Below are 18,069 nucleotides of genomic sequence, written 5' to 3'. Positions count from 1 at the left end.
CGGCTCACCCTGTGGCGCATGGCGACATGTGAAGTGTGCGGAAACGACTACGGCATGACCTTCGAGGTGCACGCGCAAGGCGCGGTGCACGTCTTCGACTGCTTTTCCTGTGCGATCCACCGCATGGCACCCATCTGCGAGCACTGCCGTGTCCAGATCATCGGGCAGGGCGTCGAGGTCGACGGTCAATGGTTCTGCGGCGCCCACTGCGCCCGCGCGGAGGGAAAGGCGGGGATCGTCGACAAGGTGTGACCCGGTACCCGCCTGAACGCACCCCACGACCGAGTTGTACGGTCGTGGGGTGTACCGCTTCCTGTTGTCCCGGCAGTGGGTGATCCTCACGCTGGTCGCCCTGCTGCTCATCCCCACGATGATCAGGCTGGGCATCTGGCAGATGCACCGCTACGAGGAGCGCAGCGCCCGGAATCAGCTGGTCTCCGACGCCCTGGGCTCGAAGCCGCTGCCCGTGGAGAAGCTGACCTCGCCGGGGCACACGGTCACCACCAAGGAGCGGTACCGCACGGTGACCGCACAGGGCCACTTCGACACCGACCGGGAAGTCGTGGTCAGGCGGCGCGTCAACTCCGACGAAGAGGTCGGCTTCCACGTCCTCACCCCCTTCGTCCTGGCGGACGGCAAGGTGCTGCTGGTCAACCGCGGCTGGATCCCCGCGGACGGGCCCAGCCAGACGGCCTTCCCCAAGGTGCCTGCGCCGCCGAGCGGCCGTGTCACGGTGACCGGGCGGCTGATGCCCGACGAGACGACCGAGGCGAGCGGGATCAAGAACCTCAAGGGGCTTCCCGACCGGCAGGTCATGCTGATCAACAGCGGCCAGGAGGCCCGGCGTCTCGACGCGTCGGTGCTCGGGGGGTACGTCGTACAGACGGCTCCCGAGCCTGCGGGGGACACTCCGGAGCTGATCGGCAAGCCGGGCAACGAGAACGCTCCGCTGAACTACGCGTATGCCCTGCAGTGGTGGCTGTTCGCTGCGGGGGTGCCGGTCGGATGGGTGGTCCTGGCTCGTCGGGAGGCCCGTGAGCGGCGGGCCGCGGAGTCGGAGAAGTCGTCGTCGGAGACGGAGCCGGCGGTCGTGTAGTGCCCGGCGCGGCGGGGGGGCCTTCATATCGGTGAAGGTGATCGCGACGACCCGGGCGAGGGGGATGCCCGCCAGGCGGGCAGGCCCGGCGATGACGCATCGAGATGCGACTCCGCCGCACGGCACCGGTCCGGACCGTACGGAGCAGGAGCTGCACGAGCCGCTGTCCGCCCTCGCCGGCGGAGTGCAGGCAGCGCCCGACGCCTATCGCACCGCGTGCGGCGAGTGGCTGCGCCGGGAACGCAGGCGGCGGCTCGTCCTCGCCGTACTGATCGCGGTCGTGTTCGCCCGGGCCATCCTGATCAGGCTGTGGGCGCTCAACCGGGCCCCGGCCGATCCGGGCGTGATCTTCTCCGGCACCGGCTCCCCGGCAGCCGGATCACTCCCGCGGCCCCACCCCTGATTGGCCCATCGGCCCTTGGGGAACCCGCACTTGCGTGCCCCAGCGAATCGAGGACTACGCCCTCATCGGCGACGAGCAGACGGCCGCCCTGGTCGGCAGAGACGGTTCCGTCGACTGGCTGTGCCTGCCCCGCTTCGACTCGGGGGCCTGTTTCGCCAAGCTCCTCGGCGACAAGGACAACGGCCACTGGCGCATCGCCCCCAAGCACGCCAAGGGCCCCTGCACCCGGCGCGCCTACCGCCGGGACACCCTGGTGCTGGACACCGAGTGGGAGACCGACCAGGGCGCGATCCGCGTCACGGACCTGATGCCCCAACGCGACCGCGCGCCCGACGTCGTGCGCATCGTGGAGGGCCTCAGCGGCCGCGTCACCGTGCGCAGCACCCTGCGGCTGCGCTTCGACTACGGCTCGGTCGTCCCCTGGGTGCGCGAGTCCGACGGGCACCGGGTGGCCGTCGCCGGCCCGGACTCGGCGTGGCTGCGCAGCGAACCCGAGGTGCGCACCTGGGGCAGGAACTTCGGTACGCACTCGGAGTTCACGGTCGAGAAGGGCGAGAAGGTCGCGTTCGTCCTGACCTGGCACCCCTCGCACGAGCCGCGCCCACCGCTCGTCGACCCGTACGAGGCCTTGCGCACCAGCGTCCGGGACTGGCGGAAGTGGGTGGGGCACTGCCGTTATGACGGGCCGTACCGCGACGAGGTCGTGCGCTCCCTGATCACCCTCAAGGCCCTCACCTACCGGCCGACCGGCGGCATCGTAGCCGCCCCCACCACCTCGCTCCCCGAGGAGATCGGCGGCGTCCGCAACTGGGACTACCGCCACTGCTGGCTGCGCGACTCCACCCTCACCCTGAACGTCGGCCTGTCGGCGGGCTACCGGGAGGAGGCGGAGGCCTGGCGCGACTGGCTGCTGCGCGCGGTCGCCGGCGACCCGGCCGACCTGCAGATCATGTACGGCCTGGCGGGCGAGCGGCGGCTGCCCGAGTTCGAGGTGCCATGGCTGTCCGGGTTCGCCGGCTCCACCCCCGTACGCGTCGGCAACCAGGCCGTGAACCAGCTCCAGTTGGACGTGTACGGAGAGGTGATGGACACGCTGGCGCTGGCCCGGGAGGCGGGACTGCCGACCAAGCCGCACATCTGGGCGATTCAGGCCGCCCTCGTCGACTGGCTGCGCACGGCGTGGCGCCAGCCCGACGAGGGGCTGTGGGAGGTGCGCGGCGGCCGCCGGCACTTCGTGCACTCGAAGGTGATGGTGTGGGTGGCCGCGGACCGGGCGGTGCGCAGCCTGGAGAAGAACCCGAAGCTGGACGGCGACCTCGACGGCTGGCGCGAGTTGCGCGACGAGGTGCACCGCGAGGTGTGCGAGAAGGGCTACGACGCCGAGCGGAACACCTTCACGCAGTCCTACGGCTCCTCCGAACTCGACGCCGCGCTGCTGCTGATCCCGCGCGTGGGCTTCCTGCCGCCCGACGACCCGCGCGTCGTCGGCACCATCGACGCGATCCGCGCCGAGCTCAGCCATCAGGGCTTCCTGCGCCGCTACAGCACCGACGGGACCGCCGTCGACGGGCTGCCCGGCGGCGAGGGCACCTTCCTGGCCTGCTCCTTCTGGCTTGCGGAGGCGCTGCACATGACGGGTCGTACGCGGGAGGCACGCGAGCTGTTCGACCGGCTCGTCGGGCTCGCCAACGACGTGGGTCTGCTGGCCGAGGAGTACGACCCCGTGGCCGGCCACCAGCTCGGCAACTTCCCGCAGGCCTTCAGCCACATCGGCCTGGTGAACACCGCCCTCGCCCTGTTCGGGGGCGACGGGGCAGGATAGGAACCATGGATCTTGGACTGAAGGACCGGGTGTACGTCGTCACGGGGGCCACGCGCGGGCTGGGCAACGCGGCGGCGCGTGAGCTGGTGGCCGACGGAGCGAAGGTCGTCGTGACCGGCAGGGACAAGGAGCGGGTCGCCACCGCGGCGGCCGAGCTGGGGCCGAACGCCGTCGGGGTCGCCGTCGACAACGCCGAAGCGGATGCCGCGGCACGTCTGATCGCTGCCGCGCGGGATGCCTTCGGCGGGTTCGACGGCGTCCTCATCAGCGTGGGCGGGCCGCCGGCCGGGTTCGTCGCGGACAACACGGACGAGCAGTGGCAGGCCGCCTTCGAGTCGGTGTTCCTCGGGGCTGTGCGGCTGGCCAGGACGGCGGCGGAGGAACTTCGCGAGGGCGGCGTCATCGGGTTCGTGCTGTCCGCGTCGGTGCACGAGCCGCTGCCGGGGCTGACCATTTCGAACGGGCTGCGGCCGGGGCTCGCCGGTTTCGCCAAGTCGCTCGCGGACGAATTGGGGCCGCGGGGAATCCGGGTCGTGGGATTGCTGCCGTCACGGATCGACACGGACCGCGTACGCGAGCTGGACGGCCTGTCGGCCGACCCGGAGGCAACGCGGGCCGCCAACGAATCGCGGATTCCGTTGCGGCGGTACGGCACCCCGGACGAGTTCGGGCGTGCGGCGGCCTTTCTGCTGTCTCCGGCCGCGTCCTACCTGACGGGAATCATGCTGCCGGTGGACGGCGGAATGCGGCACGGGTTCTAACTCACCCTTTCCGCACCGTGCTTGACGCCCCGCAGGCGGACCTCCGTCGGCAGTGACGCGAGGCCGGCCGAATTACGGGCGTGGCCCAGCGCCTGCGTGGTGAGCTCGTTCAGGGCGGTCCCGGGATCCACGTGCGGTTCCAGCCGGAGGCGCACCCGGGTTTCGGGGGTGCGGCGGCTGCCCGTCAGGTGGACGCGGGCCCGCTGGACGCCCTCCAGACCTGTCGCCTCGCTCGCGAGGACGCTCTCCAGGGCCCGGCCCCGCAACAGTGCGCCCTCGCCGTCGCCGGTGTCGACCAGGACCTCGGCGAGGCGGTGCCGGCGCAGGACCGAGGTCAGCCACCACAGGGCGAGCAGCACCAGGACGGCCAGCACGGCGATCACTACAGGCCACCACCAGCCGTCGTCCCGCCAGCGCGTGCGTTCGGCGTCGCTGAGCAGGACGTCGTGCCGGCTGTCGTGGATCCACCAGGACGGGGGATCCAGCCCGAGCCCGACGGCGAGTACGGACCCGCCGATCACGAGCAGCACGAGCCCGACGAGCCCGATCAGTACCCGGTTGACCACCCTGAGCACGGCCCTCACCCCTTCCGTCCGGGCCGCCGCACATGCACCGACAGCGACAACGGGCGGGCCAGTCCGAGGCCCCTGATCGCGTCGGCGAGCGTGGCGTCCAGGTCGGCGCGTACGTCGTCCAGTTCACGGAAGTGCGACATGGCGCGGACGTCGGCCCGGGACCTGCGCACCCGTACCCGTACCGACTGGACCCCGGAGACCTCCATGGCCCGGTCGCGCAGGACCAGGGCGGCGAGGTCACGGTGGAGTCCGGCGCGGACGTCGGGGTGGGTGCGCCGCATCGGCAGTACGGACCGCAGTCCCGGCGTGACGGCCAGGACGAACAGCCACAGGCCGAGCACTGCGGCGACGCCCGCGCCGACGAGCACCCAGATGTCGTCGAGGGGGCGCTCGGCGAGTTGCTCAGCCAGTCCCCTGCGCCAGCGCATGGCGGGCCGGTCGGCGCGCACGGACACGATGTCGTAGAGGAACATGCCCGCGACGAACAGCAGCACAAGCGCCGTGATCGCGGCCGGGATCCGACGCGCCGACCAGAAGCGGCGTTCACCGCGGCCCTTCTCGTCGACCGGGGGCGGGGCGTCGTAGGCCGCCGCCGACGCCGACTGGTCGAGGGTGGCGGCTTGGGCCTCCTTCTCGATGACCGGCAGTCTCTGTGTGGTGCCCTCGGAACCCTGGGACTCGCTCATCGCGTCCTCCCCTGTGCCGCGCCCGGTCGGGGCGCCGGGTGCAGCCGCTCCACATGCACGGCGACCTCCGGCACCTCCATGCCCACCAACGCGCCTACCCGCTCGACGACGTGCCGACGCACGGTCGCGCACCGGGAGCCGATGTCCGTGGGGTAGTCGAGTTCCAGGTGGACGAGGACCCGCGCCGTCTCGTGGTGCACGACGACGTTGGCATGCGGCCGGGCGGCGTCCTTGGCGAGCTCCCCCACCGCCTCGCGCGCAGCCTGTGAGGCGACCTTCGCCACGACCCGGTCCGCGATCCGGGTCGCCCCGCGCTCGCCCGCAGGGACGGCGGTGAGGGGTGTGCCGAGTTCACCGGCCCCCGCACTCACGGTCGTCACCGCCGCCGTTCGTCACGACGCCGGAAGAAGTCACCGAGCTCGTACTCCCCCTCGGAGAACCGCCCGACGACGAAGCCGACGGCGCCCAGCGCCGCCACCAGCAGGAAGGCGCCGAATCCGCCGAAGTACCCGGCGAAGCCCAGTGCCATGCCGGCGATCATGCCGACCACGGCCATGCTCATGCTGCGCTCCTCAGCTCCTCAGCCGATGCCCGGCCACTGCGTTGTCGGGTCGCCGGCGCCTCACTGGATCCGACGCTCCTCTTCCTCTTCCTCTTCCTCCGGAAGCTTCACATCGCTCACCGCGATGTTGACCTCGACGACTTCGAGACCGGTCATCCGCTCGACGGCGTTGATCACGTTCTCGCGGACGTCACGCGCCACGTCGGCGATCGACACGCCGTACTCGACGACGATCTCCAGGTCGAGCGCGGCCTGCACCTCGCCAACCTCGACCTTCACCCCACGCGACACCGATTTCGTCGTGCCGCCGGGCACCCGGTCGCGCACGGCCCCGAAAGTCCGCGAGATACCGCTGCCCATGGCGTGCACACCGTCCACATCGCGTGCGGCCATCCCGGCGATCTTCTCCACGACGCCGTCGGCGATGGAGGTCCGGCCGCGGGCACCGGGTTCTCCCCCGCCACGCTTTGTCACCTGGCTCTTGCGTGTGCTGAGGGCGTCGCCCTCAGTCCGCCGGTCCTGCTCCGTGGTCTCAGTCATGGCCGTTCGTCCTTTTCGGTCGTCGTCCCTTGACCACCGTAAGCACGGTTACGCGATTGCGCCCCAGGGATGCGGCAGGCTGGAGGAATGACGAAGACGGACAGGTGGACGCAGGCGGTCCGGCAGCAGCTGGGGCTCGGCAGGCTGCTGCCCCTGGGCGGCGCACGCGACGGCGCGTGGATCTCCGAGAGGGCGGCCGAGGCGGTGCTGCGGAGCGCGGCCGAGGACATGCGCGGGGTACGGCTGGTCGCGCTCCGGATCGGGCTCACCGACCCGGAGGACACGCAGGAGGCCGCCGTACCGCCGCCGCCGAGCGCGCTGCCACCGGGCCCCCTGCGGGTGACGGTGGACTTCGCGGCGACGGCGGCCGAGGCGCTGCCCACGACGGCGGAACGGCTGCGCGACCTGCTGGCCGGCGCAGCCGCTGAACGGCTCGGCCTGACGGTGACCGAGGTGGATCTGCGCGTGACGGCCCTGCTCGACGAGGACACCGAACCCGCTCCCGTGCCCCAGCCCGAGCCGGCGCAGGCCGCGAAGCTCGGGGGCCCCGACGAGGAGCGCGTCGCCGCCGCGGCCCTGGCGGTCCCGGGGGTGATCCAACTGACGGGCGCCCTGGGCGGGTTGAACCGTGCAGTGCACATCGAGGAGCGGCAGGACGAGGCCGCCCTGCCGCGCCGGCACGTACGCGTGGAGATTGCCGTGCGCGCGGACCGCCGGACGGTGGAGGTGGCCCGGGAGGTCCGCGAGTGGGTGGGAGAGGCGCTGGCGGATCGCCCGACGGTGGCGGTGCTGATCACAGCCGTCAGTTGATCAGCACATGACTGATCAGCGCATGGGTCTATTCGCCGAGGCCGGCCAGATCCCGCAGCCGTCGCGCCTGCGCGGCCCGCTCGGCACCGCGCTGCTCGTCGTAGGTGCGGTCCACGGCACCACGAAGCAGCGCCTTGGTCTCGATCACGGCGTCCCGAGGCGCGGCGACGATCGCCGCCGCCAGATCGTGTACGGCGTCGTCGAGTTGGTCCGCGGGCACGGCGAGGTTGGCCAGCCCACTGCTGACGGCCTCCTCGGCCGACACGAAGCGGCCCGTCACGCAGATCTCCAGCGCACGGCCGTAGCCGACGAGCCCGACCAGCGGGTGCGTACCCGTCAGGTCCGGCACCAGCCCGAGGCTGGTCTCACGCATGGCGAACTGCACGTCGTCAGCGACGACGCGCACGTCACAGGCGAGCGCGAGCTGGAAGCCCGCCCCGATGGCATGCCCCTGTACGGCGGCGATGGACACGACGTCGTTACGCCGCCACCAGGTGAAGCCCTCCTGGAACTCGGCGATGGCAGCGTCGAGTTCACCGTCGCTGCTGCGCGCGAGGTCGATGAACGAGGGCTCGCCCTCGATCCCGTCCGGCGTGAACATCTGCCGGTCGAGCCCGGCGGAGAAGGACTTGCCCTCACCGCGCAGCACAACGACCCGTACGCTGCCCGGCACGGCCCGCCCGGCCTCGGCGAGCGTCCGCCACATGGCGGGGCTCTGCGCATTGCGCTTGGCCGGGTTCGACAGCGTCACCGTGGCGATCGCGCCGTCAACGGTGAGCCGTACGCCGTTCTTGTCGAGCAGGGGAGCGAGTTCCTGGTCGGGCGAAGCCATGGGGCGCCTCCGATGAGTGCGGTCATCATGGGATGCCCGGAAGGGCACCCCCTAAGTGACTGCACAGTAACCACCCGGCCGATCAGTCGACCGACCGGGTGGTCACCATCGAAGCCGATGGGCCGCCCGGTGTCAGCCGGTCGCCTTCTTGCCTCGCGTCGCGCCGCCACGCCCACGAAGCGTGACGCCCGACTCGCTGAGCATCCGGTGTACGAAGCCATACGAGCGGCCGGTTTCCTCGGCCAGTGCCCGAATGCTCGCACCGGAGTCGTACTTCTTCTTCAGGTCTGCCGCGAGCTTGTCGCGCGCGGCGCCGGTTACCCGGCTGCCCTTCTTCAGAGTCTCGGCCACCCGTGCCTCCTCATGGGAAGTGCGCTCTGGTCTCCTCATGATCACCCCTCCGGGGCTTCATGGCCACCCATTCGGCAAGGTCCGTGAGACATGGTTGTGACGACAGGAGCGCATCCCCACATACGGAATCTGCGATTCCGGAGAATGTTGTCCGTACGGCCGAACGGGTTCTTTTACGAACTCCCAGGTCAGCGTCGTGAAACGGCCGAGCCCTTGTCGATAAAGGACTCGGCCGCGAAATCGATGTAGTACACACCTCGGTACGAGGAGATCTCACACAGATGATGGATCACCGATGGGCCGAATGATCCATACGCCGTTGATCACGCATTCGATCAAGCGAGGGCGACGAGATCCGCGTAGTCGGCGCCCCACAGGTCCTCGACACCGTCCGGCAGCAGAATGATCCGCTCCGGCTGGAGCGCCTCGACGGCACCCTCGTCGTGGGTGACGAGCACGACCGCGCCCTTGTAGGTGCGCAGTGCGCCGAGGATCTCCTCGCGGCTGGCCGGGTCGAGGTTGTTGGTCGGCTCGTCGAGGAGCAGGACGTTCGCCGACGACACCACGAGGGTGGCGAGGGCGAGGCGGGTCTTCTCACCGCCGGAGAGGACACTGGCGGGCTTGTCGACGTCGTCGCCGGAGAACAGGAACGAGCCGAGCACCTTGCGGACCTCGACGAGGTCCATGTCGGGGGCGGCGGAGCGCATGTTCTCCAGGACGGTGCGGTCGGCGTCCAGGGTCTCGTGCTCCTGGGCGTAGTAGCCGACCTTGAGGCCGTGGCCGGGGATGACGGCGCCGGTGTCCGGCTGCTCGACGCCGGCGAGAAGCCTCAACAGGGTCGTCTTTCCGGCGCCGTTGAGGCCGAGGATGACGACCCTCGACCCCTTGTCGATGGCCAGGTCGACGTCGGTGAAGATCTCCAGGGAGCCGTACGACTTCGACAGGCCCTCCGCGGTCAGGGGGGTCTTGCCGCAGGGCGCGGGCTCGGGGAAGCGGAGCTTGGCGACCTTGTCCTGCATGCGCACCGCTTCGAGGCCGGCGAGGAGCTTGTCGGCCCGCTTGGCCATGTTCTGAGCGGCGACCGTCTTGGTCGCCTTGGCGCGCATCTTGTCGGCCTGCGAGTGCAGCGCGGCGGCCTTCTTCTCGGCGTTCTGGCGCTCGCGCTTGCGGCGCTTCTCGTCGGCCTCGCGCTGCTGCTGGTAGAGCTTCCAGCCCATGTTGTAGATGTCGATCTGGGCGCGGTTGGCGTCCAGGTAGAACACCTTGTTGACGACCGTGTCGACCAGGTCGACGTCGTGGGAGATCACGATGAAGCCGCCGCGATACGTCTTCAGGTAGTCGCGCAGCCAGACGATCGAGTCGGCGTCGAGGTGGTTCGTCGGCTCGTCGAGCAGCAGGGTGTCCGCGTCCGAGAACAGGATGCGGGACAGCTCGATACGGCGGCGCTGACCGCCGGAGAGGGTGTGCAGCGGCTGGCCGAGCACCCGGTCGGGCAGGTTCAGCGCGGCGGCGATGGTGGCGGCCTCGGCCTCGGCGGAGTACCCGCCCTTGGTGAGGAACTCCGTCTCCTGGCGCTCGTACTGCCGGAGGGCCTTCTCGCGGGTGGCGCCCTGGCCGTTGGCGATGCGCTGTTCGTTGTCGCGCATCTTGCGGATCAGTACGTCCAGGCCGCGTGCGGAGAGGATGCGGTCCCGGGCGAGGACGTCGAGGTCGCCGGTGCGGGGATCCTGCGGGAGGTAGCCGACCTCGCCGGAGCGCGTGATGGTGCCGCCGGCGGGGATGCCCTCGCCTGCGAGGCACTTGGTGAGGGTGGTCTTGCCGGCGCCGTTGCGGCCGACGAGACCGATGCGGTCGCCCTTGGCGACGCGGAAGGTCGCGGACTCGATGAGGACGCGCGCACCGGCGCGCAGCTCGATACCGGAGGCGGAGATCACGGACAGACTCCAGGGCGGGGTTGGTGGCGGGATGGGCGGCTGAGGACGTTCCCGCCGTCTAATGCGCGAGGAGAATGGCCATGAGGCCAGTCTAACGGGGCCGTGCAACCACTTTTTCTGGGTTCACGTGTTCGGGCCGCGGCTCGCCGCCCTCTTCGCCGACTTCGTTGCCGAGCGGTCGCCGGTGCGGGGTGATCCGCCCCAGGTCGTCCACGGCGATGACCTGCGCGGTCCAGGCCGCGTGGGTGCAGGGCTGGGCGAGGAGGAGCGACTTGCCGTGACGTACGGCACGTGCGGGCTCGAAGGCACAGCCTTCGCGGGCGGGCAGCACCCAGCGCAGGTCGCCGTCGGCGATGCGGTACGCGGCGACGCGGTGCGGCGTGACGACGGCGAGCATGCCGCGGCCGAGGTAACGCAGGACGCCGGTGCCGCCGTGGGCCGGCAACCACTCGCCGGCCGCGGGCAGGGTGCGGTGCCAGCGCACCGAGCGGCCGTCGGTGGCGGTGACCATGCCGTCGTCCCAGAGCGTGATCGCCTCCCCGCGCGCGTGGAGCGACGTGAGCGGCCGGCGGCCTTCGCGGGTGTAGCGCCACAGGGGGGCGCCGGTGACGGGGTGGTGGGCCTCGATGGCCGCTCCGCGCCTGCGCAGGGGCGTCGGCGGCGGCTGCGGCTGCTCTGGGGCGGTCGCGTGGCCCACGCGCGCGTGGGCGGCCGCGTGGACGGTGAGGTGGTCGCCGTAGGGGGCGGGGCGGGCGTGGTGGGCGATCGCGAGGAGCGGGGGCGCGAGGAGGAGCGCGAGAAGCGCCGGCAGCAGGCGGGAGCGGGTGGCTGCGGCGGACTTGGGGGCGGCGACGCAGCGAGCCGGGGGCGCTTCGCCGCCTTCACCGCTGTCACGGCATTCGGTCGCACCGACCGGCTGAGCACCCACCACGCCCCCTCGTCTCAAAGGCCCGGTCCGCTTCCCGCGGATCAGCGCAGAGCGTAGCCACGCGCGACGCCGGTGGCCGGTGCTAGCCGTCGGGACACGGCAAGGGCGCTCGGGCCCGTCCCCCGCTTGGCGGCTTCGGTTCACGGGCCGTTGTCGGTGGTCGCTGCAAGACTGGGCAGCGGGTCGGTTCTCCGGCGGTCGACAGCGCTGGACCACGGAGATGGATCACGGAGATGGATCACTGCGATGGATCACGAAGGAGTGATCGGTATGGCAGGCACGACCGGTGGGCGTCCGAGCATCTACCCCACGCTGCTGTACGCGGACGCGAAGGCGGCGATCAAGCAGCTCACGGAGGCCTTCGGGTTCACGGCGCCGGCCGTGTACGAGGGCGAGGACGGCTCGGTGGCGCACGCCGAGCTGGCGCAGGGCAACGGCGCTGTGATGCTCGGTTCCAAGGGCACCGGCAGCGCCTTCGACAAGGTGATGACGGGCGCGGGCACGACCGGGGTGTACGTCGTCGTGGACGACGTCGACGCACACCACCGGCGGGCCGTGGAACAGGGCGCGGAGATCCTGATGCCCCCGACGGACCAGGACTACGGCTCGCGGGACTACATGGCCCGGGACATCGAGGGCAATGTGTGGAGCTTCGGCACCTACGCCCCCGAGATCAAGGGCTGAGCACCTGGCCGGCTCAGCTCCCCCCGGTGTGCACCTGGAAGGCGGCGCGGCGTACGGCCTTGGCGAGGGCGGGGTCGGGGTGTGCGGCGGCCAGCGCGACCAGGACCTGCACGGTGCGGGGGTGGCCGACGGCGCGCACCTCGTCGAGGAGCGCGGGCACGGTCGGCTGCACCGAGGACTCCAGGTGCCGTACGAGCATGGGGGCCTCGCCGTGGTCGGCGACGGCGGCGGCGGTGTCGACCCACAGCCAGGTGGCCTCGTCCCGGGTGAGCACCTCGTGGGCGTCCTCGGGGTCGATGCCGTCGTGTTCGGCCAGCCACAGCAGGGCGTACGGGCGCAGGGTCGGCTGGTCGAGGACGGCACGCACGTCGGGTTCGGCGGGGGCGCCGACGACACGCAGCGCCTCGAAGGCGAGGCCGCGCAGGAGGGCGTCGTCGCCGCGGGCGGCGCCGAGCAGTTCGCTGACGGCGCTGCCCACGGGGCGGGCGGCGAGCCAGGCGCGGTATTCGTCGCGGGCGGCGTTCGGGCGGAGCTGGGCGCAGCCGCGGAGCATCGCTTCGGCGGACTGCTCGATGTTCCCGGCGGGGCTCTGCGCGGCGACGCAGATCTGCTCCAGCTTGACCCAGACCGCCCAGCTGCCGAGCGGGGTGAGGGTGGCCTGGCCGCCGCCGCAGGTGAGGGCGCCCACGGAGGCGAGGGCGTGCAGGGCCCAGTCGAGGAGCGGTGCGAGGGGCGTGTCCTCGGCGGCCTTGGCTTCGGCGGCCAGGGCTTCGGCGGCCGGCGCGGGCTGGGGGCCGTAGGGGATCTCGCACCTCTCGGTGCGCAGCTCGGTGACGCGCTGCTCCAGCAGGTCCAGGAGCTGCTCCACGGGGACGGGCCCGGCGGACAGCTGAAGGAAGGAGAGCACCTGGGGCAGCGCCGAGACGACGTCGGCCACGGCACCGTGCTCGTGCTGCTCGGGTTCCGGGTGGGCGAGCGACCAGGCGTCGAAGAGGGCGACCCAGCCGCGCAGCACGGCGCTGTCGTCGCGGTCCCAGGCGCGCAGGCGCCAGCCGGGCCGGGCGCTGTCGCCGTGCACCTCGACGAGTCCGGCCAGGCGGGCGGTGTCCCAGTCGGCGCGGACCTGATTCACGGTCAGGCCGAGGTCGCGGGCCGCGCGTTCGGCGGTCGCCTCGGAAAGGGTGCCTTTGCCGTCGGAGCCGGCGCTGTCGCGGCCGGGGCCCAGCGCGGTGTCGGCCCAGTGGGCGACGCGGGCCGCGGCGGCCAGACCGGAGCGAGCCATTCTGGCCAGCTCCGACTGGGCCGGTGTGCCCTCCGGGGGGCGCGGTGCGGGGCGGCGGGGGCGCCGCTGGTTCACAGCTCGTGGGGCGGCGGCCAGGGGTCGCGGGCGGACGAGTCGAAGCCTGGAGTCGCGCGGGATACGGGACGTCACGGGTGCAGTCTTCCGGTTGACGGTCCGAAAACCCAAACGGAATGTCACGAGGGGCGACGGGGATGGCCAACGCACGGGGTCCTGCGAGCGGCAAGGGGCCGAATACTGGCCAGTGGTACGGGGTTAAACGGAATCTGTGGGACCGGTGTGGGAGGAGCGGCCCGAGGGGCGTTGCCCGGTATCACATGAGCGGTGTCAGGAAGCGGCGCAGAGTCTCCTCGTAGAACTCGGGGTCGGCGTTCCACATGGCCGCGTGGGGTGCGCACTCGACGGTCTGGAGGGCCACCAGGTTGGGGCGGGCGTCGGCCAGCCGGCGGGAGAGGCTCCAGGGGGCCACCCGGTCGTCGGGCCCGTGGAAGATCAGGGTCGGCACGCTGAGGCCGTCGCGGGTGCCGTTGCCGCCTGCGCGGTCGGCGGTCAGGCCGGTGCGGCCCTGTGCGGCACGGACCGCGAGCGGCAGCAGCGCGCTGGGCGTGTGGCGGGCCGACGCGAGGGCGCGCAGGGTGGCCTCCCAGCTCAGGACCGGGGAGTCCAGGACGAGGCCCGAGACACGGTTGCGGAGCCCCGAGTGGGCGGCGGCGCGCAGGGCCATCGTGGCGCCGGTGGACCAGCCGAGCAGGACGAGTTGTTTGGCGCCGTACCGCACGGCGTAGCGCATGGCCGCGTCCAGGTCCCGCCACTCGGTCTCGCCGAGGTGGTTCAGGCCGTCCGGCGGGCGGGGCGCGCCGAGGTCGCCCCGGTAGGCGAGGGCGAGGACCGGGAAGTGGCGGCCGCTGAGGAACTTCATGACGTTCATGGCCTGTTCGCGGGTGGTGCCGAGGCCGTGCACCGCGATGACCCAGGTGTCCCGTGCGCCGGGGACGAACCAGGCGGGCAGGGCGCCGAGTTCGCCGGGGATGTCGACGTCGGCGTGTTCGAGGCCGAGGGCGGCGCTCGGGTTGCCGACGTACACGTTCGGGGTGAGCCAGACACTGTCGCCGGGCTGGAGGCTGCCGTGGGTGACGCGCTCCAGACGGCGTACGACGGTGTCGGCCGAGTGTTTCGCCGCGGTGAGGACGGGGCCGACGACCGCGTGCGAGCCGTCGCCGGAGAGCCCGTAGGTGCCGGGGCGCAGGGAGGCGAAGTCGCGGGTGAGCGCGATCTGGCCGGCGGCCGTGGCGTGCACGGTGAGGCGGGGTTCGGTGGGCAGGGGCCTGCCGGGGGGCGCCGTCAGGGCGACGCCACTGGCGAACCGCCCGGCGGCGACGCTTGCGGCGCCGGCGGCCAGGGCCACGGTGACGGCAGCGGCCGTCGCTTTGACAGTGCGCACCCATCCAGTGTCCGGGCGGACGGGGGTGGCGGCCAGTGGGACGTCACTGCCGTGGGCTATGCGGGGGTTTCGGTGCGTGTCACTGCCGTGTGCTTGCAGGGTGTGCGGCGTCGGCGTGGGCCTGCTGGGGGCTGCCGCCCCCAGACCCCCGCTGTCGGCCTGAACGGCCTCGTCCTCAAACGCCCGACGGGCTGGATGATGCGGACCGGCATCGAAGAACGGTCACAGGCACCCGAGCCCACACCCGCACGTCACCCCCGCTGCCCGTACCCCCGCAACCGCTCCGCCACCTCCGCCAGCTGCCCCTGCGACAGCAGCGTCGGGGACAGGCCCGGTACCGAGGACGCCGTGAGCCACAGGCGGGACATCCACTCCAGCTGGGCCGTGCGGTCGTAGGCCTGGTCCAGGGTCGTGCCGTAGGCCATCGTGCCGTGGTTCTGGAGGAGGCAGGCGGTGCGGGCGGTGAGGGCCTGGAGCATGTTCTCGGCCAACTCCTGGGTTCCGTACGTCGCATAGGGGGCAACTCGGACTGGGCCGCCGAGGGCGGCGGACATGTAGTGGATCAGCGGGAGCTCGGGCACCAGGGTCGAGACGGCCGTCGCATGGACCGCGTGGGTGTGGACGACGGCGCCGGCGTCCGTGGCGCGGTAGACGGCGAGATGCATGGGGAGCTCGCTGGTCGGCACCAGCGTGCCCAGCACCTGCCTGCCGTCCAGGTCGACCCCTGTCAGATCCTCCGGCGTCAGGCGGTCGTACGGCACTCCCGACGGTGTGACCAGCACGGTGTCGTCGACCCGCACCGAGACGTTCCCGGACGTGCCGACGACCAGTCCGTCGGCGACGGTCCGGCGGGCCGTCGCCACGAGGACCTCCCAGGCCTCCGCCTCCTCGGGGCGCGCACTGCGGCCCCACGACTCCCCCACTTCCTGTGCGCCCTTCCGCTCGTCCCGCGCACCCCGCTGGTCCCGCCGCTCCTCAGCCATGCGGCGATCCTGCCAGGCACGGCGGCGGCCCGGCATCAAGTCGCCGCCGGGCCGGGGCACTTTAAGGGGGGAAGACCGGCGTCCGGCAGAGTGCATACCGGGACATACCCCACCTCTCTCCAGCTTGGCCTGGGATCGATCAGGATTCAACGATCTTCCCGTAGCCTCTGGCTGATTTGTCGTGCACGCCGCCATTCCGGGGGGAAATATGGCCCGTGATCGCAAACCGTCCCGTCACCGCTCCCGCCTCCTCGCGATATCCGTCGCAGCGCTCACGCTCGGCGGAACCGCACTCGCCGAGACACCGGCCGCGGCCGCCGGCAAACCCAAGGGCCATGACGTCTCTTCCCACCAGAAGAACGTCAACTGGCAGAGCTCGAAGAGCAAGGGCGCCAAGTTCGTCTACGTCAAGGCGACCGAGTCCCACACCTACCGCAACCCCTACTTCGGCCAGCAGTACAACGGCTCCCGCAACGCCGGCCTGATCCGCGGCGCCTACCACTTCGCGCTGCCGAACAAGTCGTCGGGCAGGACGCAGGCCGCCTACTTCGTGCGCAACGGCGGCAGTTGGCGGTCCGACGGCTGGACTCTGCCGCCCGCCCTCGACATCGAGTACAACCCGTACAGCAAGCACAAGTGCTACGGGCTGAGCAAGGCGAAGATGGTCAGCTGGATCCAGTCCTTCAGCAACGAGGTGAAGCGGCTGACCGGGCGCCGTCCGGTGATCTACACGACCACGCACTGGTGGAACAACTGCACCGGCGGCAGCCGCGCCTTCGCCTCGAACCACGCGCTATGGATAGCGCGCTACGACTCCTCCAGCGCGGGGGCGCTGCCGGCCGGATGGCAGTTCTGGACCATCTGGCAGTACGACAACGGCAGCGGGAGCCTGCCCGGTGACCAAAATCTCTTCAACGGGTCCATGAGCCAGCTGAAAAAGCTTGCCCGAGGCTACTGACCTTGCGGCGCCTGGGCCGCGCGACGGCCGAGGGACAGGGGCCTCGCCCACCGGACGATTAACCCCCTCCTACGGACACCGTGCGGCTCACCCCAGTTCACCTTCCGTTCACTCAGGTTACCTACGTTCATCCAGCCAATGACCTCGAACGATTGCCTGGGTAAATGGAAAACTTCTCGCTGATCCTCGCGATTGTGGTGGTAACCGCACTCGCGTTCGATTTCACGAACGGTTTCCACGACACCGCCAACGCGATGGCCACCACCATCTCGACCGGTGCGCTCAAGCCCAAGGTCGCGGTGGCCATGTCCGCCGCGCTGAACCTTGTAGGCGCTTTCCTCTCCGTGGAGGTCGCCAACACGATCTCCAAGGGTCTCGTCGACGAGACCGGCATCCGTCCCGAGGTCATCTTCGCCGCGTTGGTCGGCGCGATCCTCTGGAATCTGCTGACCTGGCTGGTGGGCCTGCCCTCCAGCTCCTCGCACGCCCTGATGGGCGGTCTGATCGGCGCCACCATCGCCTCGGCCGGCGTCGGCGCGGTCCACGGCGACGCGCTCGTCACCAAGGTGCTGATCCCGGCGATCGCCGCCCCGCTGGTCGCGGGAATCGCGGCGCTGCTGGCCACACGCCTGACCTACTCGCTCGGCAAGAAGGCCGACGGCGAGTCCGCCAAGAAGGGCTACCGCGCCGGCCAGATCGCCTCCGCCGGCCTGGTCTCCCTGGCCCACGGCACCAACGACGCGCAGAAGACGATGGGCATCATCACCCTCGCCCTGGTCGCCGGCGGCACCCTCGCGCCCGACTCCGACCCGCCCATGTGGGTCATCCTCTCCGCGGGCCTGGCCATCGCGCTCGGCACCTACCTCGGCGGCTGGCGCATCATCCGCACCATGGGCAAGGGCCTGACCGACCTTCAGCCGCAGCAGGGCTTCGCCGCCCAGACCAGCGCGGCCACCGTCATCCTGGCCTCCTCCCACCTCGGCTTCTCCCTGTCCACCACGCACTCCGTCTCCGGCGCGGTGATGGGCGCGGGCCTCGGCCGCAAGGGCGGCGTGGTCCGCTGGTCGACGGCGACCCGCATGTTCGTCGCCTGGGGCCTCACCCTCCCGGCCGCCGCGCTGGTCGGCGCGATCGCGGAGTACGTGACGGGCTTCGGCGCCTGGGGCACGGGTGTCGTCGCGGTCTTCCTGGTCGCCTCCAGCGCCGCGATCTGGAAGATCTCCCGTCGCGAGGTCATCGACCACACCAACGTCAACGAGTCCGACGAGCCGGCCGGCGTGGTGACCACGGCCATGGCCGCCGTGACCCCGCCGCCCGTGGGCACGGCGACCGAGGAACTCACGGCCACCATCCCGGCCCAGTCCTCGGAGCCGAAGCCTTCGAAGGCCACGGTCTGATGCAGC

At 71.4% G+C, this 18,069-nt stretch carries 21 protein-coding genes; 9 read left to right on the top strand and 12 right to left on the bottom strand.

Features of this window, described 5'->3' with window-relative positions:
* Nucleotides 1-18: 18 nt before the first annotated feature.
* From ACZ7L5_RS09725 to ACZ7L5_RS09705, 5 genes are all read left to right on the top strand, one after another.
* Nucleotides 19-252: a hypothetical protein gene (locus ACZ7L5_RS09725; RefSeq protein ID WP_037873332.1), complete on the top strand. Its 234-nt coding sequence runs from the start codon at nucleotides 19-21 to the stop codon at nucleotides 250-252.
* 49 nt (nucleotides 253-301) lie between these two features.
* Nucleotides 302-1,096, top strand: a complete 795-nt coding sequence (locus tag ACZ7L5_RS09720; protein WP_471515760.1) for an SURF1 family cytochrome oxidase biogenesis protein — start codon at nucleotides 302-304, stop codon at nucleotides 1,094-1,096.
* A gap of 91 nt (nucleotides 1,097-1,187) precedes the next feature.
* Nucleotides 1,188-1,499, top strand: a complete 312-nt coding sequence (locus tag ACZ7L5_RS09715) for a hypothetical protein (RefSeq protein ID WP_471515758.1) — start codon at nucleotides 1,188-1,190, stop codon at nucleotides 1,497-1,499.
* A 34-nt stretch (nucleotides 1,500-1,533) separates the two neighbouring features.
* Complete coding sequence (locus tag ACZ7L5_RS09710) at nucleotides 1,534-3,321, top strand: glycoside hydrolase family 15 protein (protein ID WP_471515756.1); 1,788 nt, start codon at nucleotides 1,534-1,536, stop codon at nucleotides 3,319-3,321.
* 5 nt (nucleotides 3,322-3,326) lie between these two features.
* On the top strand, nucleotides 3,327-4,082 hold the full coding sequence (locus ACZ7L5_RS09705) for an SDR family oxidoreductase (RefSeq protein WP_471515754.1): 756 nt from the start codon (nucleotides 3,327-3,329) through the stop codon (nucleotides 4,080-4,082).
* Here ACZ7L5_RS09705 and amaP read toward each other — a convergent pair.
* Genes amaP through ACZ7L5_RS09680 form a run of 5 tightly spaced genes read right to left on the bottom strand, consistent with a single transcriptional unit; the run spans nucleotide 4,079 to nucleotide 6,445 of the window.
* On the bottom strand, nucleotides 4,079-4,666 hold the full coding sequence (gene amaP, locus ACZ7L5_RS09700) for an alkaline shock response membrane anchor protein AmaP (protein WP_471515752.1): 588 nt from the start codon (nucleotides 4,664-4,666) through the stop codon (nucleotides 4,079-4,081). The two genes, ACZ7L5_RS09705 and amaP, sit on opposite strands and share 4 nt — an antisense overlap.
* Entirely contained in the window at nucleotides 4,663-5,343 is a 681-nt protein-coding gene (locus tag ACZ7L5_RS09695; RefSeq protein WP_471515750.1) for a DUF6286 domain-containing protein, read from the bottom strand. The genes amaP and ACZ7L5_RS09695 overlap by 4 nt, the downstream gene beginning before the upstream one ends.
* On the bottom strand, nucleotides 5,340-5,723 hold the full coding sequence (locus tag ACZ7L5_RS09690) for an Asp23/Gls24 family envelope stress response protein (RefSeq protein WP_365062286.1): 384 nt from the start codon (nucleotides 5,721-5,723) through the stop codon (nucleotides 5,340-5,342). Before ACZ7L5_RS09690 ends, ACZ7L5_RS09695 begins: the two co-directional genes overlap by 4 nt.
* Nucleotides 5,720-5,905 (bottom strand): hypothetical protein, encoded by a 186-nt coding sequence (locus ACZ7L5_RS09685; RefSeq protein WP_362378616.1) that lies wholly within the window; start codon nucleotides 5,903-5,905, stop codon nucleotides 5,720-5,722. The genes ACZ7L5_RS09690 and ACZ7L5_RS09685 overlap by 4 nt, the downstream gene beginning before the upstream one ends.
* A 60-nt stretch (nucleotides 5,906-5,965) precedes the next feature.
* A complete protein-coding gene (locus ACZ7L5_RS09680) occupies nucleotides 5,966-6,445 on the bottom strand; it encodes an Asp23/Gls24 family envelope stress response protein (RefSeq protein ID WP_328882532.1) in 480 nt (159 codons plus the stop codon).
* 87 nt (nucleotides 6,446-6,532) lie between these two features.
* On the opposite strand from ACZ7L5_RS09680, the gene ACZ7L5_RS09675 reads away from it, so the two are divergent.
* Entirely contained in the window at nucleotides 6,533-7,255 is a 723-nt protein-coding gene (locus ACZ7L5_RS09675; protein WP_471515748.1) for a nucleopolyhedrovirus P10 family protein, read from the top strand.
* A gap of 28 nt (nucleotides 7,256-7,283) precedes the next feature.
* Here ACZ7L5_RS09675 and ACZ7L5_RS09670 read toward each other — a convergent pair whose 3' ends face one another.
* The 4 genes from ACZ7L5_RS09670 to ACZ7L5_RS09655 all read right to left on the bottom strand — a co-directional run bounded on the left by ACZ7L5_RS09670 (nucleotide 7,284) and on the right by ACZ7L5_RS09655 (nucleotide 11,300).
* On the bottom strand, nucleotides 7,284-8,087 hold the full coding sequence (locus tag ACZ7L5_RS09670; protein WP_471515746.1) for an enoyl-CoA hydratase/isomerase family protein: 804 nt from the start codon (nucleotides 8,085-8,087) through the stop codon (nucleotides 7,284-7,286).
* Nucleotides 8,088-8,219: 132 nt separating this feature from the next.
* Nucleotides 8,220-8,438: a helix-turn-helix domain-containing protein gene (locus tag ACZ7L5_RS09665; RefSeq protein ID WP_328428641.1), complete on the bottom strand. Its 219-nt coding sequence runs from the start codon at nucleotides 8,436-8,438 to the stop codon at nucleotides 8,220-8,222.
* 335 nt (nucleotides 8,439-8,773) lie between these two features.
* A complete protein-coding gene (locus tag ACZ7L5_RS09660; RefSeq protein ID WP_328882529.1) occupies nucleotides 8,774-10,372 on the bottom strand; it encodes an ABC-F family ATP-binding cassette domain-containing protein in 1,599 nt (532 codons plus the stop codon).
* A 91-nt stretch (nucleotides 10,373-10,463) separates the two neighbouring features.
* On the bottom strand, nucleotides 10,464-11,300 hold the full coding sequence (locus tag ACZ7L5_RS09655; protein ID WP_471515745.1) for a hypothetical protein: 837 nt from the start codon (nucleotides 11,298-11,300) through the stop codon (nucleotides 10,464-10,466).
* Nucleotides 11,301-11,570: 270 nt separating this feature from the next.
* On the opposite strand from ACZ7L5_RS09655, the gene ACZ7L5_RS09650 reads away from it, so the two are divergent.
* Nucleotides 11,571-11,984 carry a VOC family protein gene (locus ACZ7L5_RS09650; protein WP_471515743.1) on the top strand — a complete coding sequence of 138 codons (414 nt, stop codon included), beginning with the start codon at nucleotides 11,571-11,573 and terminating at the stop codon, nucleotides 11,982-11,984.
* Between the two features lie 13 nt (nucleotides 11,985-11,997).
* Here ACZ7L5_RS09650 and ACZ7L5_RS09645 read toward each other — a convergent pair whose 3' ends face one another.
* The 3 genes from ACZ7L5_RS09645 to ACZ7L5_RS09635 all read right to left on the bottom strand — a co-directional run bounded on the left by ACZ7L5_RS09645 (nucleotide 11,998) and on the right by ACZ7L5_RS09635 (nucleotide 15,708).
* Nucleotides 11,998-13,266, bottom strand: a complete 1,269-nt coding sequence (locus ACZ7L5_RS09645) for a hypothetical protein (RefSeq protein ID WP_471515741.1) — start codon at nucleotides 13,264-13,266, stop codon at nucleotides 11,998-12,000.
* A 331-nt stretch (nucleotides 13,267-13,597) separates the two neighbouring features.
* The gene (locus tag ACZ7L5_RS09640; RefSeq protein ID WP_471515739.1) at nucleotides 13,598-14,725 is read right to left on the bottom strand and encodes an alpha/beta hydrolase; all 1,128 of its coding nucleotides are present in this window, start codon (nucleotides 14,723-14,725) and stop codon (nucleotides 13,598-13,600) included.
* Nucleotides 14,726-14,976: 251 nt separating this feature from the next.
* Nucleotides 14,977-15,708: a class II aldolase/adducin family protein gene (locus ACZ7L5_RS09635; protein WP_471515737.1), complete on the bottom strand. Its 732-nt coding sequence runs from the start codon at nucleotides 15,706-15,708 to the stop codon at nucleotides 14,977-14,979.
* Between the two features lie 208 nt (nucleotides 15,709-15,916).
* On the opposite strand from ACZ7L5_RS09635, the gene ACZ7L5_RS09630 reads away from it, so the two are divergent.
* Nucleotides 15,917-16,666 (top strand): lysozyme, encoded by a 750-nt coding sequence (locus ACZ7L5_RS09630; protein ID WP_467483921.1) that lies wholly within the window; start codon nucleotides 15,917-15,919, stop codon nucleotides 16,664-16,666.
* A 164-nt stretch (nucleotides 16,667-16,830) separates the two neighbouring features.
* Nucleotides 16,831-18,063, top strand: a complete 1,233-nt coding sequence (locus ACZ7L5_RS09625) for an inorganic phosphate transporter (protein WP_471515735.1) — start codon at nucleotides 16,831-16,833, stop codon at nucleotides 18,061-18,063.
* Nucleotides 18,064-18,069 lie beyond the last annotated feature (6 nt).

It is taken from the genome of Streptomyces sp. NPDC107528 (genome assembly GCF_055639295.1).
This window is presented reverse-complemented; position numbering and strand designations above follow the sequence as displayed.

What these genes read in the sequence shown, in the direction of transcription:
- ACZ7L5_RS09685 (WP_362378616.1), bottom strand. Translation starts at nt 5,905, where the DNA reads ATGAGCATGGCCGTGGTCGGCATGATCGCCGGCATGGCACTGGGCTTC.
- ACZ7L5_RS09670 (WP_471515746.1), bottom strand. Translation starts at nt 8,087, where the DNA reads ATGGCTTCGCCCGACCAGGAACTCGCTCCCCTGCTCGACAAGAACGGC.
- ACZ7L5_RS09715 (WP_471515758.1), top strand. Translation starts at nt 1,188, where the DNA reads ATGACGCATCGAGATGCGACTCCGCCGCACGGCACCGGTCCGGACCGT.
- ACZ7L5_RS09645 (WP_471515741.1), bottom strand. Translation starts at nt 13,266, where the DNA reads ATGGCTCGCTCCGGTCTGGCCGCCGCGGCCCGCGTCGCCCACTGGGCC.
- ACZ7L5_RS09650 (WP_471515743.1), top strand. Translation starts at nt 11,571, where the DNA reads ATGGCAGGCACGACCGGTGGGCGTCCGAGCATCTACCCCACGCTGCTG.
- ACZ7L5_RS09635 (WP_471515737.1), bottom strand. Translation starts at nt 15,708, where the DNA reads ATGGCTGAGGAGCGGCGGGACCAGCGGGGTGCGCGGGACGAGCGGAAG.
- ACZ7L5_RS09725 (WP_037873332.1), top strand. Translation starts at nt 19, where the DNA reads ATGGCGACATGTGAAGTGTGCGGAAACGACTACGGCATGACCTTCGAG.
- ACZ7L5_RS09680 (WP_328882532.1), bottom strand. Translation starts at nt 6,445, where the DNA reads ATGACTGAGACCACGGAGCAGGACCGGCGGACTGAGGGCGACGCCCTC.
- ACZ7L5_RS09695 (WP_471515750.1), bottom strand. Translation starts at nt 5,343, where the DNA reads ATGAGCGAGTCCCAGGGTTCCGAGGGCACCACACAGAGACTGCCGGTC.
- ACZ7L5_RS09630 (WP_467483921.1), top strand. Translation starts at nt 15,917, where the DNA reads ATGGCCCGTGATCGCAAACCGTCCCGTCACCGCTCCCGCCTCCTCGCG.
- ACZ7L5_RS09625 (WP_471515735.1), top strand. Translation starts at nt 16,831, where the DNA reads ATGGAAAACTTCTCGCTGATCCTCGCGATTGTGGTGGTAACCGCACTC.
- ACZ7L5_RS09675 (WP_471515748.1), top strand. Translation starts at nt 6,533, where the DNA reads ATGACGAAGACGGACAGGTGGACGCAGGCGGTCCGGCAGCAGCTGGGG.
- ACZ7L5_RS09705 (WP_471515754.1), top strand. Translation starts at nt 3,327, where the DNA reads ATGGATCTTGGACTGAAGGACCGGGTGTACGTCGTCACGGGGGCCACG.